At 63.3% G+C, this 13,999-nt stretch carries 12 protein-coding genes; 11 read left to right on the top strand and 1 reads right to left on the bottom strand.

The features are described from left to right. Position 1: 1 nt before the first annotated feature. From algK to JET17_RS04440, 11 genes are all read left to right on the top strand, one after another. Positions 2 to 1,429, top strand: a complete 1,428-nt coding sequence (gene algK / locus JET17_RS04490) for an alginate biosynthesis TPR repeat lipoprotein AlgK (protein ID WP_012312814.1) — start codon at positions 2 to 4, stop codon at positions 1,427 to 1,429. After that, on the top strand, positions 1,426 to 2,904 hold the full coding sequence (locus JET17_RS04485) for an alginate export family protein (RefSeq protein WP_012312813.1): 1,479 nt from the start codon (positions 1,426 to 1,428) through the stop codon (positions 2,902 to 2,904). The genes algK and JET17_RS04485 overlap by 4 nt, the downstream gene beginning before the upstream one ends. Positions 2,905 to 2,923: 19 nt before the next feature. Continuing rightward, complete coding sequence (gene algG / locus JET17_RS04480; protein WP_012312812.1) at positions 2,924 to 4,483, top strand: mannuronan 5-epimerase AlgG; 1,560 nt, start codon at positions 2,924 to 2,926, stop codon at positions 4,481 to 4,483. Between the two features lie 13 nt (positions 4,484 to 4,496). Beyond that, on the top strand, positions 4,497 to 5,936 hold the full coding sequence (locus tag JET17_RS04475; protein WP_012312811.1) for an alginate O-acetyltransferase: 1,440 nt from the start codon (positions 4,497 to 4,499) through the stop codon (positions 5,934 to 5,936). Between the two features lie 7 nt (positions 5,937 to 5,943). Next, the gene (locus JET17_RS04470; RefSeq protein ID WP_012312810.1) at positions 5,944 to 7,047 is read left to right on the top strand and encodes a mannuronate-specific alginate lyase; all 1,104 of its coding nucleotides are present in this window, start codon (positions 5,944 to 5,946) and stop codon (positions 7,045 to 7,047) included. 215 nt (positions 7,048 to 7,262) lie between these two features. After that, positions 7,263 to 8,723 (top strand): MBOAT family O-acyltransferase, encoded by a 1,461-nt coding sequence (locus tag JET17_RS04465; RefSeq protein ID WP_012312809.1) that lies wholly within the window; start codon positions 7,263 to 7,265, stop codon positions 8,721 to 8,723. An 11-nt stretch (positions 8,724 to 8,734) separates the two neighbouring features. Next, positions 8,735 to 9,892, top strand: a complete 1,158-nt coding sequence (locus JET17_RS04460) for an alginate O-acetyltransferase (protein WP_012312808.1) — start codon at positions 8,735 to 8,737, stop codon at positions 9,890 to 9,892. A gap of 21 nt (positions 9,893 to 9,913) precedes the next feature. Next, on the top strand, positions 9,914 to 10,561 hold the full coding sequence (locus JET17_RS04455) for an alginate O-acetyltransferase AlgF (RefSeq protein ID WP_012312807.1): 648 nt from the start codon (positions 9,914 to 9,916) through the stop codon (positions 10,559 to 10,561). 37 nt (positions 10,562 to 10,598) lie between these two features. Further along, positions 10,599 to 12,053, top strand: a complete 1,455-nt coding sequence (locus tag JET17_RS04450) for a mannose-1-phosphate guanylyltransferase/mannose-6-phosphate isomerase (protein WP_012312806.1) — start codon at positions 10,599 to 10,601, stop codon at positions 12,051 to 12,053. A gap of 139 nt (positions 12,054 to 12,192) precedes the next feature. Next, on the top strand, positions 12,193 to 12,657 hold the full coding sequence (locus JET17_RS04445; RefSeq protein WP_012312805.1) for a hypothetical protein: 465 nt from the start codon (positions 12,193 to 12,195) through the stop codon (positions 12,655 to 12,657). A 149-nt stretch (positions 12,658 to 12,806) separates the two neighbouring features. Next, complete coding sequence (locus JET17_RS04440; protein WP_012312804.1) at positions 12,807 to 13,631, top strand: SDR family oxidoreductase; 825 nt, start codon at positions 12,807 to 12,809, stop codon at positions 13,629 to 13,631. Here JET17_RS04440 and JET17_RS04435 read toward each other — a convergent pair. After that, complete coding sequence (locus tag JET17_RS04435) at positions 13,581 to 13,991, bottom strand: SDR family NAD(P)-dependent oxidoreductase (RefSeq protein WP_012312803.1); 411 nt, start codon at positions 13,989 to 13,991, stop codon at positions 13,581 to 13,583. The two genes, JET17_RS04440 and JET17_RS04435, sit on opposite strands and share 51 nt — an antisense overlap. Positions 13,992 to 13,999: the final 8 nt, after the last annotated feature.

Here is a 13,999-nt window from a genome sequence, read left to right as displayed (position 1 = left end):
GATGATTCCCCACAAGAAAAGCGCAAGCCGGGGCCTCTGCGCCCTGGCCGCGGCGATCGCCTTGGCAGGCTGTGCGGGCCTGCCCGACCAGCGCCTGGCCAACGAAGCCCTCAAGCGCGGTGACACCGCGCTGGCCGAGCGCAACTACAAGGCCCTGGCTGACCTGGGCTACAGCGACGCACAAGTAGGCCTGGCCGACATCAAGGTCGCTACCCGCGACCCCTCGCAGCTCAAGGAAGCTGAGGCCACTTATCGCGCTGCGGCGGCAACCTCGCCACGCGCCCAGGCACGCCTCGGCCGCCTGCTGGTGGCCAAGCCCGACAGCACCCAGGCCGAACGCGAAGAAGCTCAGACCCTGCTCAAGCTCGCCGCCAAGCAGGGCCAAGGCAATACCCTGATCCCGCTGGCGATGCTTTACCTGACCTACCCGCAGAGTTTCCCCAACATCAATGCCCAGCAGCAGATCGACCAGTGGCGCGCTGCCGGCAACCCGGAAGCGGGCCTGGCCCAGGTGCTGCTGTATCGCACCCAGGGCACCTACGACCAGCACCTGGGTGAAGTCGAGAAGATCTGCAAGGCGGCGCTGAACACCAGCGACATCTGCTACGTCGAGCTGGCCACCGTGTACCAGAAACGCGGCCAGGCCGACCAGCAAGCCGCCCTGCTCGGCCAGCTCAAATCCGCTTATGCCCGCGGTGCGGTGCCTGCCACTCGGGTCGACAGCGTTGCCCGTGTACTGGCCGACCGTAGCCTGGGCCAGACCGACGAAAAAACCGCCAAAGCGCTGCTGGAACAGGTCGCCCCGGCCAATCCGGCTTCCTGGGTGAGCCTGGCGCAACTGGTCTACGACTTCCCGGAGCTGGGCGACACCGACCAGCTGATGGCCTACATCGACAAGGGCCGCGAAGCCGAACAGCCGCGTGCCGAACTGCTGCTCGGGCGCCTGTACTACGAAGGCAAGACCCTGCCAGCGGATGCCGAAAAGGCCGAACACCACCTGCAGGCAGCTGCCGAGGCCGGCGAAGTCAGCGCCCACTACTACCTTGGCCAGCTGTATCGCCGTGGCTACCTGGGCAACGTCGAGCCGCAAAAGGCCGTCGACCACCTGCTCAGCGCAGCCCGCGGTGGCCAGAACAGTGCCGACTATGCCCTTGCCCAGCTGTTCAGCGAAGGCCATGGCATTCGCCCACAACCTGGCAACGCCTGGGTATTCGCCCAGCTTTCGCAGGCCAACCCGACGCCGCAGTCCAGCGAACTGCTGCAGCAACTTGACCAGCAACTCACACCAGACCAGCGCAGCCAGGCACAGAGCCTGCTGGCGCAGGAAAAGCAAGCTCGCGGCAGCATGGCCCAAGGTAGCAATAGCACCCTGGCCCTCGAGGCCCTGCAAGAAGACGAAAAAGAAGTAGACGGTGAGGACTCGCTATGACGCTCAATCCCTTCGTGAAAGCCGGCATCGGCCTGAGCTTCGCCCTGCTGTGGTCCTGCCCGACCCTGGCCGACATGACCGCCCAGAAAAACTTCGGCCTGGATGTGAAGATCACCGGCCAGTCGGAAGACGATCGCGACCTGGGCACCCGCTCCGGTGGTGACGTCAACGGCCTGGGCCTTGACCTGCGCCCTTGGGTGTACGGCGAGCGCGGCAACTGGAGTGCCTACGCCATGGGCCAGGCCGTTGCCGCCACCGACACCATCGAAACCGACACCCTGCGCCAGAACGATGACGGCACCACCACCGACACCGGTGACGACAGCCGCCAACCCGACAAAAGCTACCTGGCCATGCGCGAGTTCTGGGTCGGCTACAGCGGCCTCACGGCTTACCCGGGCGAGCAGCTGCGCCTTGGTCGCCAACGCCTGCGCAGCGACGACGGCATGTGGCGCGACACCAACATCGAAGCGTTGAACTGGACCTTCGACACCACCTTGCTCAAGGCTGACCTGGGTGTGGCCCAACGCTTCAGCGAATACCGCACCGACCTGACCGAGCTGGCCCCGGAAGACGAAGACCGTACGCACGTATACGGTAACGTCGCCACGCAGTGGACTCCCGGCCACTGGGTTGGCCTGCGCGCCCACCACACCCATGACAGCGGCAGCCTGAAAAGCCCGGGCGAAACCATCGACGCACTGGACAAGACCCGCACCGGCGACCTCACCTGGCTGGGCCTGGAAGCCAACAGCGACGCCTACAACTGGCGCAACGACCACACCGTCAACTACTGGGGCAGCCTGACCTGGCTGACCGGTGATCGCGACAAGCTCAACAGCCAGCTGGTCGGTGACGACCAGGTCGTTGTCGGCAAGCAGAGCGGCGACGTCAACGCCTGGGCCACCGACCTGGGCATCCGCCTGCGCCTGGACCCGAACTGGCAAGTTGGCGCGGCCTATGCCCGCGGCAGCGGCGGTGGTGGCGACGACGGTTCGAGCAACTTCGAGCAGACCGGCCTTGAGAGCAACCGCTCCAACTTCACCGGTACCCGTTCGCGCGTGCACCGCTTCGGCGAGGCCTTCCGCGGCGAGCTGGGCAACCTGCAGGCGGCCACCCTGTTCGCCTCCTGGCAACTGCGCGAGGACTACGACGCCAGCTTCATCTACCACAAGTTCTGGCGTGTCGATGGCTCGCAAAACATTGGCTCCAGCGGTATCAACGCCGCGGTTAACGACAACGGCGTGAGCCGCCCGCTGGTCAACGGCGAGAAAGACTTGGGTCAGGAAATGGACGTGGTCGTCACCAAGTACTTCAAGCAGGGCCTGCTGCCTGCTTCGATGAGCCAGGCGATCGACGAGCCGTCCGCTCTGGTGCGCCTGCGTGCCGGTGTGTTCAAGCCCGGCGATGCCTATGGCAAGGAAGCGGACTCTTATATGCACCGCGCCTTCGTCGACGTGATCTGGCGCTTCTAAGGCCGGTAGAGGACCTGCAATGAACCTTCACCCGCACTTACGTCACAGCCTTCTGGCCAGCGCTTTGCTGCTGGCCACAGGCCTGGCCGTCGCCGCAGAACCTGCGGTGATTGCCAAGGAACTGCAGCAGGCCAAGACCTACACCGTGTCCAGCGCACCGACCGAGCCGCTGCACATGGACCCGCCCAAGCTGCCCGATCTGAGCGGTTACACCGCCGCCGCCGTGCAGAAGAAGATCGACCGCAGCCACAAGGGCAAGGTCAGCGTGCGCCGCATGCTGCAGGAAGAATCGCTCAAGGAATTCATCGGCGGCGACAACAAGGCTGCCGAGTGGGTACAACGCCAGCACGGCATCCCCCAGGCGATCTTTGTCGATGACGGCCATGTCGACCTGGTCGAACTGAGCAAGAAGGTGCCAAAGCAGTACCTCAGCGAAGTCGAGCCAGGTGTTTACCTGGCGCGCTTGCCGATCGTGGTCGGGCAGAAGGGCATCCTCGAGATCGACGGCAAGGTCAAGCAACTGCGCCTGTCCCAGGAGGGCGGCGCGTTCCTGGTCAATGACGGCAAACTGTTTGTCAGCGACACCCAGGTCACTGGCTGGCGCGAGAAGGACAACGGCCCGGCGACCTTCCGCTCGCCCAATGAATTCCGCCCGTTTCTGCTGTCGTGGGGCGGCACCGAGACGTACATCGTCAACACCAAGATGGCCAGTTTTGGCTACGCCAAGTCCAAGTCGTACGGTGTGAGCATCTCGCAGTACACCCCGAACATGGCCAAACGCATGGGCCGCCCGGAGCCCACCGGCTGGATCATCGGCTCGGAATTCAGCGACATGTGGTACGGGTTCTACTGCTACGAGACCCAGGACTTCGTGGTCAAGGACAGCACCTACCGCGACAACATCGTCTACGGGATCGACCCGCACGACCGTTCGCACCGCCTGATCATCGCCGGCAACACGGTTTATGGCACCAAGAAAAAGCACGGGATCATCGTCTCGCGTGAGGTCAACGACAGCTGGATCATCAACAACAAGAGCTACGACAACAAGCTCTCGGGTGTGGTGATCGACCGTAACAGCGTCAACAACCTGATCGCCTACAACGAGATCTACCGCAACCACACCGACGGCATCACCTTGTACGAAAGCGGTGACAACCTGATCTGGGGCAACAAGCTGATCAACAACCGTCGCCACGGCATCCGTGTGCGCAACAGCGTGAACATCCGGCTGTACGAAAACGTCGCCGTTGCCAACGGCCTGGTGGGTGTCTACGGGCACATCAAGGATCTGTCCGACACTGACCGTGACATCGCCCTCGACCCGTTCGACACCAAGGTCTCGCTGATCGTGGTCGGCGGTGAGCTGGCGGCCAACGGCTCGGGGCCTCTTTCGATCGACTCGCCGCTGTCGGTGGAGCTGTACAAAGTCTCCATGCTCGCCCCGCGCAAAGCCAACGGCATCAGCCTCAACGGCATCCTGGGTGAGCGCCAGGAAGAAATCCTCGACCTGCTGGTGCGCCAGCAGAAGGCCGTGCTGATCGACCCGGTCGAACGCCAGACCGAAATGATCGATTAAGGAAGCCCAGACCATGACCCCACATTTGATGAAACTGCTGGGCCTGTCCGCCGCCCTCCTGGCCATCAGCCAGGGCGTGCGCGCCGACGAGGTCAAGGCGCCGACCTTCACTGCCGAGCCTTGCTGCCAGCTGTGCCCCGAGGCACACGACGCCAGCCGCTACACCACACGCTACCAGCAGAACTTCACCACGCTGGTACAAGCCAAGGGCGACTGGCTGTTCCGTACCCGCGAAGACCTGCGTACCGAGTTCAGCACCACACCTGCAGGCTACAAGCGCCTGCAGCAAGTGCACGACGCGTTCAAGAAGCGTGGCGTGGAACTGGTGGTGGTGTACCAGCCAACCCGAGGCCTGGTGAACCGCAACATGCTCAACCCGGCCGAGAAAGCTGCCTTCGACTACCAGAAGGCCCTGGGCAACTACCAGGCCATGCTCAAGCGATTCGCCAGCATGGGCTACAACGTGCCGGACCTGTCGCCGCTGACCAACGAACAGTTGGCGGCCGCCGAGCAGGGCAAGGACTTCTACTTCCGTGGTGACCAGCACTGGACACCTTACGGTGCTGAGCGTGCAGCCAAGATCGTGGCCGACACCGTCCACAAGATGCCGGCCTTCGAAGGTATCCCGCGCAAGGAATTCGAGACCCACAAGTCCGGGCGCATGGGCAAGACCGGCACCCTGCACAACGTTGCCGGGCAGCTGTGCGGCACCAGCTACGCCGTACAGTACATGGACCAGTTCGCCACCGAACCGAAAGGCGCCAGCGGCGGCGACGATCTGTTCGGTGACAGCGGTAACGCCCAGATCACCTTGGTCGGCACCAGCCACAGCGGCAAGAACTACAACTTCTCGGGCTTCCTCGAGCAGTACATCGGTGCCGACGTGCTCAACGTCGCCTTCCCTGGCGGCGGCCTGGAAGGCTCGATGATCGAGTACCTGGGCAGTGAGGAATTCCAGAACAATCCACCGAAGATCCTCATCTGGGAATTCTCGCCGCTGTATCGCCTGGACCAGGAAACCATCTGGCGGCAGATCCTCGGTCTGCTCGACGATGGCTGTGACGCGCGCCCGGCGCTGATGAGCGCCAGCAGCACCCTCAAGCCCGGCAAGAACGAGCTGATGGTCAACGGCAAGGGCGGCGTGATCAAAGACCTGATCAACCGCAACCTGCAGATGGACATCAAGTTCGAAGACCCTTCGGTGAAGGTGCTGCAAGCCACCCTCTGGTACCTCAATGGGCGCCACGAGGACATCAAGATCGAGAAGCCGGAAACCTCCGACACCAATGGCCGCTTCGTCTTCCAGATGCGTGAAGACGAGGACTGGGCCAGCCAGAACCTGCTGGCCCTGGAAGTCCAGGGGCCAGAAAGCGGCACCCAGAAGGTCGAGGCCAAGCTCTGCAAACGCAACAACTACGCCGTGCCCGCGCAAACCGCGCAGGCCGGCCAGTGAGGCGACCATGACTGCATTCAAGCGAATCTTCAGCCCCGCCCTGCTCGTTCTGGCCCTGTACGGAGGTGCCGCGCATGCCGCGCTGGTACCCCCCCAGGGTTATTACGAGGGGATTGAAAAAATCAAGACCAGCGACGGCAACTTCCGCTGCGAATCGGCGCCCAAACCTTTCACCGGCGCACTGCAATTCCGCAGCAAGTACGAAGGCTCGGACAAGGCTCGGGCGACCCTGAACCGGGACTCGGAACAAGCCTTCCGCGACTCCACCAAAGACATCACAACCCTTGAGCGTGGTGTCGCCAAGATGGTCAACCAGTACATGCGTGACGGCCGTCCGGCGCAGCTGGACTGCACCCTGACCTGGCTGGGTACATGGGCGCGCGCTGATGCGTTGATGTCCACCAACTACAACCACACCGGCAAGTCCATGCGCAAATGGGCGCTGGGCAGCATGAGCGGCTCGTGGCTGCGCCTGAAGTTCTCCAACTCGCAACCATTGGCCGCACACCAGGCCGAGGCCGAGCTCATCGAGAAGTGGTTCGCCCGCCTCGCCGAGCAGACCGTACGCGACTGGAGCAACCTGCCGCTGGAGAAGATCAACAACCACAGCTACTGGGCGGCCTGGTCGGTGATGGCTACCGCCGTGGCCACCGACCGCCGTGACCTGTTCGACTGGGCGGTGAAGGAATACAAGGTCGGCGCCAACCAGATCGACGACCAAGGCTTCCTGCCCAACGAAATCAAACGCAAGCAGCGTGCCCTGGCATATCACAACTACGCCCTGCCACCACTGGCGATGATCGCAAGCTTTGCCAAGGCCAACGGCGTGGACCTGCGCAGCGAAAACAACTTTGCCCTGCAGCGCCTGGGCGAAGGCGTGCTGTACGGCGCCCGCGATCCGCGCCACTTCGCCGAGCGCGCGGGTGAGAAACAGGACATGAAGGACCTCAAGGTCGACGGCAAGTACGCATGGCTCGAGCCTTGGTGCGCGCTGTACCAGTGCGTGGGCGACACGCTTGAGCGCAAACACCGGATGCAGCCGTTCGACAGCTTCCGGCTCGGCGGCAACCTGACCCGGGTCTATGACCCGAGCGCGCAATCCAAGAAATAAGCGTTGCCTGAATGGGGGCCGCTTTGCGGCCCATCGCGACGCAAGGCCGCTCCTACAAGGACGGCGCTGAATCTGTAGGAGCGGCCTTGCGTCGCGAAACGAGGGCCAAGCCCTCGCCAGCGGTATTGAAGCAACAAAGGTTTCCTCCAGTTTCTCACTGGGGGGTTTGGGGGGCGCTTTGCCCTGGATGCTGTGAACAATTTAGGAGAACCGGGATGGTCTTCTCGTCCAACGTGTTCCTGTTCCTGTTCTTGCCGATATTCCTCGGCCTGTACTACCTGAGCGGGCAACGCTATCGCAACCTGCTGCTGCTGGTCGCCAGCTACATCTTCTACGCCTGGTGGCGGGTGGACTTCCTCGCCCTGTTCGCCGGTGTCACCCTGTGGAACTACTGGATCGGCCTGAAAGTCGGCGCCGCTGGCGTGCGCACCAAGCCTGCACAGCGTTGGCTGCTGCTGGGCGTAGGCGTGGACCTGGCGATCCTCGGCTACTTCAAGTACGCCAACTTCGGCGTCGACAGCCTCAACGCGATCATCAGCTCGTTCGGCCTTGAGCCCTTCATCCTCACCCATGTGCTGCTGCCGATCGGTATCTCGTTCTACATCTTCGAATCGATCAGCTACATCATCGACGTGTACCGCGGCGATACCCCGGCCACCCGCAACCTGATCGACTTCGCGGCGTTCGTGGCGATATTCCCGCACCTGATCGCCGGCCCCGTGCTGCGTTTCAAGGACCTGGTCGACCAGTTCAACAACCGCACCCACACCCTGGACAAGTTCTCCGAAGGCTGCACCCGCTTCATGCAGGGCTTCATCAAGAAAGTGTTCATCGCCGATACCCTGGCGGTGGTCGCCGACCATTGCTTCGCCCTGCAGAACCCTACCACCGGTGACGCCTGGCTGGGCGCTCTGGCCTACACCGCGCAGCTGTACTTCGACTTCTCCGGCTATAGCGACATGGCCATCGGCCTGGGGCTGATGATGGGCTTCCGCTTCATGGAGAACTTCAAGCAGCCTTACATCAGCCAGTCGATAACCGAGTTCTGGCGCCGCTGGCACATCAGCCTGTCGACCTGGCTGCGCGACTACCTGTACATCACCCTGGGCGGCAACCGCAAAGGCACCTTCAACACCTACCGCAACCTGTTCCTGACCATGCTGCTGGGCGGGCTGTGGCACGGCGCCAACTTCACCTACATCATCTGGGGCGCCTGGCACGGCATGTGGCTGGCAATCGAGCGCGCACTGGGCCTGGACACCAACCCGCAGCGCTTCAACCCGGTCAAGTGGGCGTTCACCTTCCTGCTGGTGGTGGTCGGCTGGGTGATCTTCCGCGCCGAAAACCTCGAAGTGGCCGGCCGCATGTACGGCGCCATGTTCAGCTTCGGCGAGTGGCAGCTGTCCGAACTCAACCGCGCCCAGCTCACCGGGCTGCAGGTGGCGACGCTGGTCATCGCCTACATCACCCTGGCGTTCTTCGGCCTGCGTGATTTCTACCGCAATGCCACCCCGCCGGCAGCCATGCGCACTCCGGCACAGGTCAATGCCGACGGCTCGCTGGGCCTGGACTGGACCCGGGTGATGACCCGCGCCCTGATCCTGCTGCTGTTCGTGGCCTCGATCCTCAAGCTTTCGGCGCAGAGCTACTCGCCGTTCCTTTACTTCCAGTTCTGAGGTTGATGACCATGACCCGGACATTACGCATCACCTATTCCCTGTCGTTCATCGGCCTGCTGGTAGGCATGGGCGCCTGGTCCACCGGTGGCCTGCAAAGCTTCCAGCGCACCGAACAGATGACCGTGCTCAACGGCAAGCTGGCCAAGGCCGCCGAGACGCACTACGACGACGAGTTCCCGATCAAGCGCCTGGGCACCAACCTCTGGGCCGCGCTGGATTACAAGCTGTTCAACGAAGGCCGCCCGGGCGTGGTGCTGGGCCGTGACCAGTGGCTGTTCAGCGACGAAGAGTTCAAACCGACTGCCGGTGCCGACCAGCTCATGCAGGAAAACCTGGCGCTGATCCGCGGTGTGCGCGACACCCTGCAACAGCACGGCAGCCAGCTGGTGCTGGCGATCGTGCCGGCCAAAGCGCGGGTCTACTCGGAGTATCTGGGCAAGGAGACGCCAGCCAGCCTGCATGACGACCTGTACAACCAGTTCCATGCCCAGGTCCGTCAGGCCAACGTGTTCGCCCCTGACCTGATGGCCCCGATGGAACAGGCCAAGGCCCGCGGCCAAGTATTCCTGCGTACAGATACCCACTGGACACCGATGGGCGCTGAAGTCGCCGCACAGGCAGTGGCCGAGGCGGTCAACCGCCAGAGCCTGCTCAATGGCGACCCACAGACGTTCATCACCGAGGCTGGCAGCACTGCCCCGTACAAGGGCGACCTGACCAACTTCCTGCCACTGGACCCGCTGTTCAGCAACCTGCTGCCCAACCCGGACACCCTGCAGCAACGCAGCACGCGCCCGGTCGAGGCAGAAGGTGATGCGGGCGATGCCCTGTTCGCCGACAGCCAGATCCCAGTCGCCCTGGTCGGCACCAGCTACAGCGCCAACCCGCACTGGAACTTCCTCGGCGCGCTGCAGCAGGCCCTGCACAGCGATGTCGCCAACTATGCCGAAGACGGCCACGGCCCGCTGCTGCCAATGCTCAAGTACCTGCAAAGCGATGCCTTCAAGAACGCCGCGCCACAGGTTGTGGTGTGGGAATTCCCCGAACGTTATCTGCCAATGAAAAACGACCTCAGCAGCTTCGATCCACAGTGGATCGCGCAACTGAAGAACACCCGCAAATCCGAAGAAAACCTGGCCCTGTCGTCCAACCGGACGGACCACTGATAGATAGAGAGGAACACGCACATGACTACCAAGACTTCCATTGCCAAAGCCCTCACCCTCGCAGCAGGCCTGTCGTTGGCTTCGATGCAGGCATTCGCCGGCGCCGACGCTGCCCTGTATGGCCCCACCGCACCGAAAGGCTCGACCTTCGTGCGCCTGTACAACGCCTCGCCTGCACCGGCTGCCGCCAGCGTCGGCAACACCCAGATCAAACAGGTCGGCGCCCAGGCCAGCAGCGACTTCAGCTTCCTCCCGGGCGGTGACTACACCGCGCAGGTCGCAGGCAAGAGCGTCCCGGTCAAGCTGGCCGCAGACAAGTACTACACCCTGGTCAACAACGGCAGCGGCAACCCGCAGCTGATTGAAGAACCGCCTTTCAAGAACAAGCAGAAAGCCCTGGTACGTGTGCAGAACCTGAGCGACCAGCCGTTGGCCCTGAAGACCGCCGATGGCAAGACCGAGGTGGTTACTCCGGTGGCTGCCAAAGGCCGTGGCGAGCGTGAGATCAACCCGGTCAAGGTGAACCTGGCTCTGTTTGCAGGAGACAAGAAAGTCAGCGACGTCAAACCCGTCGCCCTGGAGCGCGGCGAAGCCGCCGTGCTGTACGTCACCGGCTCCGGCAGCAGCCTGTCGCCGGTCTGGGTCACCCGCCCAGTGTCCACCAACTGATCCTCTGCCTCATTAACGACCTTATTGGAGAAACAACATGATCCCGGTAATTCTTTCTGGTGGTAGCGGTTCGCGTCTGTGGCCTTTGTCGCGCAAGCAGTTCCCCAAGCAGTTCCTCGCCCTGACCGGTGAGCACACGCTGTTCCAGCAAACCCTCGAGCGCCTGGTGTTCGAAGGCATGGATGCACCGATCGTGGTCTGCAACAAGGACCACAAGTTCATCGTCCAGGAACAGCTCGCAGCGCTGAAACTGCAAACCCAGGGCATCCTGATGGAACCCTTCGGCCGCAACACGGCCCCTGCGGTAGCGATGGCCGCCATGAAGCTGGCCAACGAGGGGCGCGATGACTTGATGCTGGTGCTTCCGGCCGACCACGTGATCGACGACCAGAAAGCCCTGCAGCGTGCCCTGGCCCTGGCTACCGTAGCCGCCGAGCGTGGCGAAATGGTGCTGTTCGGCGTACCGGCGACCAGGCCCGAGACAGGCTATGGCTACATCCGCTCCAGCCAGGACGCCCTGCTGCCCGAAGGCGTGGCCCGGGTGGCGCAGTTCGTCGAAAAACCCGACGAAAAGCGCGCCGCCGAATTCGTCCAGTCCGGAGGCTACTTCTGGAACAGCGGCATGTTCCTGTTCCGCGCCAGCCGCTTCCTTGAAGAGCTGAAAAAGCACGACCCTGACATCTATGACACCTGCGTGCTGGCCCTGGAGCGCAGCGACGAAACAGATGATGTGCTGAGCATCGACGAAGCGACATTCGCCTGCTGCCCGGACAACTCCATCGACTATGCGGTGATGGAAAAGACCCAGCGCGCCTGCGTGGTACCGATGTCGGCTGGCTGGAGCGACGTCGGCTGCTGGTCGTCGCTGTGGGAAGTGCATGACAAGGACGCCAATGGCAACGTCACCAAGGGTGATGTGGTGGTGCAGGACAGCCGCAATTGCATGATCCATGGCAATGGCAAGCTGGTGTCGGTGATCGGCCTGGAAAATATCGTCGTGGTCGAGACCAAGGACGCGATGATGATCGCCCACAAGGACAAGGTCCAGGGCGTCAAGCAGATGGTCAAGACCCTCGACGAGCAAGGCCGTAGCGAAACCCAGAACCATCTCGAAGTGTACCGCCCGTGGGGCTCTTACGATTCGGTGGACATGGGCGGCCGCTTCCAGGTCAAGCACATCACCGTCAAGCCGGGCGCCAGCCTGTCGCTGCAGATGCACCACCACCGGGCCGAGCACTGGATCGTGGTATCGGGCACCGCCGAAGTGACGTGCGATGAAAACGTGTTCCTGCTCACCGAAAACCAGTCGACCTACATCCCGATCGCTTCGGTCCACCGCCTGCGCAACCCGGGCAAGATCCCGCTGGAGATCATCGAAGTGCAGTCCGGCAGTTACCTGGGCGAGGATGATATCGAGCGCTTCGAAGATGTGTATGGGCGCACGTCCACTCCCGTCGAACGGGGCGTATCGGTGAAGACCATCGCGCAGTAAGCGGCAAGCGGCAAGCTACAGCGGGTCGACGGTGTGCCTACAGATGTGGGGCCACCGCCGACCCGCTTTTCTCTTGCCGCTTGCAGCTTGGAGCTGGCAGCTCCAAGATGTCCGAAGACTCGAACGGGACTCGGACCACATGATCATCGGCGCCTTCCTCATCCTCACCTGGCTGGTACTGCTCCTGCGTTACCCGGCCAAGGCCTTGCCGATCTCGCTAGCCGCTGTCTGCGGCCTCGGGCTGGTCGCGCTGTTCGTCGTCTGGCAGGACACACGCGAAGCTTCGCAACTGGCACGTCTTGACCTGCGCCTGACCTACGCCCCGGATCAATGCCCCGCCGACCGTGCCTTAAAGGTACAGATGAAAAACGGCAACAAGGCTCCGCTGACCGAACTGCGCTGGCGGGTCGGTGCCTATGCCCCGGGCGATACCATCAACCTGGCCGAAAACACCTACAGCGCACCGCGTTATCGTGGGCCGGGTGAACTGCAGCCTGGGGCCGAGTGGACCGACTGCCTGCCACTGCCGCCACTGCGCGCTGGCTACCGGCCGCAGACACTGGAGTTTCGTGCCGAGCATCTACAGGGTACATTCGCCAACTGATACGGTGCCTGATCTGGCCCTATCGCCGGCAAGCCGGCTCCCAAAGGCTCACCGCTGCCGGCAGATTCGGGGTACCTCTGGGAGCTGGCTTGCCGGCGATGGGGCCAGCCCAGCCTATACATAACTTATTCTGAGCACAGGCCTGCCCAATGCCCACCGTCCTGATCACCGGTTGTTCCAGCGGCATCGGCCGCGCCCTGGCCGAAGCCTTTCGCGATGCCGGCCACGACGTTTGGGCCACCGCCCGTAAAGCCGAAGACGTTGAACACCTGGCCGGCGCCGGTTTCACCGCCCGGCAGCTTGACGTCAACGACCCCGAGGGCCTGAAGCACCTGGCCGAGGAGCTGGAAGCACGCCACGGCCGGCTCGACATCCTGGTCAACAACGCTGGCTACGGTGCCATGGGCCCCCTGCTGGATGGCGGCGTGGACGCCATGCGCCAGCAGTTCGAAACCAATGTGTTCGCCGTGATCGGGGTAACCGGTGCAGTGTTCCCGCTGCTGCGCCGTGCGCGTGGGCTGGTGGTCAACATCGGCAGTGTATCGGGCGTAATGGTCACGCCGTTCGCGGGCGCCTACTGCGCCTCCAAGGCTGCCGTGCATGCACTGAGCGACGCCCTGCGCCTGGAGCTGGCGCCTTTCGGCATTCAGGTGATGGAAGTGCAACCGGGAGCGATCGCCTCACAATTCGCCAGCAATGCGCAGCGCCAGGCCGATCAGGTGGTAGCGGCGCAGTCGCCGTGGTGGCCGCTGCGCGAGCATATCCAGGCGCGAGCCCGCGCCTCGCAAGACCGGCCCACATCCGCGGCGCAATTTGCCCAAGGGCTGCTGGCGGCCACGCGCAAATCACCTGTGCCAGCAGTGGTGCGGCTGGGCAATGGCAGTACGGCGTTGCCGCTACTGGCACGCTGGCTGCCACGGCGGTTACTGGACTGGGTACTGCGCAAACGCTTCGGGCTGCTGCGACCGCTCTGATTCACCGCGCAGGTGGATCACCTGCCCCCACTTGCGCTCGGCCATGCCGCGGGCGTAATGACGCTGCAGGCGCCGGGCAACGTCCTGCGTGCCGTTGTTGACCAGGATATCGGTGTGCGGCACCTGCTGGAGCAAGGCCTGCACACCCTGTTCGGTGCCCAGGTCAGCGGCAACGCCAATGATCCGTGCCTTGGGCAAGCGCTCACGTATCGCTTTCAGCGCAGCGTCGACCAACGCCTGGGTGCGGTCGTTGAGCACGACCTCGGCGCCGGCGGCGGCAAGGTCGATGGCGGTAGACAGGCCCTGCCCTGCCATGGAACCACTGATGAGTGCGCGCTTTCCATTGAGGGAGAGGTGCATGGCTGCCT

Source organism: Pseudomonas putida (genome assembly GCF_016406145.1).
GTDB lineage: Bacteria > Pseudomonadota > Gammaproteobacteria > Pseudomonadales > Pseudomonadaceae > Aquipseudomonas > Aquipseudomonas putida_E.
This window is presented reverse-complemented; position numbering and strand designations above follow the sequence as displayed.

Excerpts from the sequence above, each read along its gene's own strand:
- algG (WP_012312812.1), top strand. The coding sequence starts at position 2,924 with ATGAACCTTCACCCGCACTTACGTCACAGCCTTCTGGCCAGCGCTTTG.
- JET17_RS04440 (WP_012312804.1), top strand. The coding sequence starts at position 12,807 with ATGCCCACCGTCCTGATCACCGGTTGTTCCAGCGGCATCGGCCGCGCC.
- algK (WP_012312814.1), top strand. The coding sequence starts at position 2 with ATGATTCCCCACAAGAAAAGCGCAAGCCGGGGCCTCTGCGCCCTGGCC.
- JET17_RS04465 (WP_012312809.1), top strand. The coding sequence starts at position 7,263 with ATGGTCTTCTCGTCCAACGTGTTCCTGTTCCTGTTCTTGCCGATATTC.
- JET17_RS04460 (WP_012312808.1), top strand. The coding sequence starts at position 8,735 with ATGACCCGGACATTACGCATCACCTATTCCCTGTCGTTCATCGGCCTG.
- JET17_RS04455 (WP_012312807.1), top strand. The coding sequence starts at position 9,914 with ATGACTACCAAGACTTCCATTGCCAAAGCCCTCACCCTCGCAGCAGGC.
- JET17_RS04450 (WP_012312806.1), top strand. The coding sequence starts at position 10,599 with ATGATCCCGGTAATTCTTTCTGGTGGTAGCGGTTCGCGTCTGTGGCCT.
- JET17_RS04470 (WP_012312810.1), top strand. The coding sequence starts at position 5,944 with ATGACTGCATTCAAGCGAATCTTCAGCCCCGCCCTGCTCGTTCTGGCC.
- JET17_RS04445 (WP_012312805.1), top strand. The coding sequence starts at position 12,193 with ATGATCATCGGCGCCTTCCTCATCCTCACCTGGCTGGTACTGCTCCTG.
- JET17_RS04475 (WP_012312811.1), top strand. The coding sequence starts at position 4,497 with ATGACCCCACATTTGATGAAACTGCTGGGCCTGTCCGCCGCCCTCCTG.
- JET17_RS04485 (WP_012312813.1), top strand. The coding sequence starts at position 1,426 with ATGACGCTCAATCCCTTCGTGAAAGCCGGCATCGGCCTGAGCTTCGCC.
- JET17_RS04435 (WP_012312803.1), bottom strand. The coding sequence starts at position 13,991 with ATGCACCTCTCCCTCAATGGAAAGCGCGCACTCATCAGTGGTTCCATG.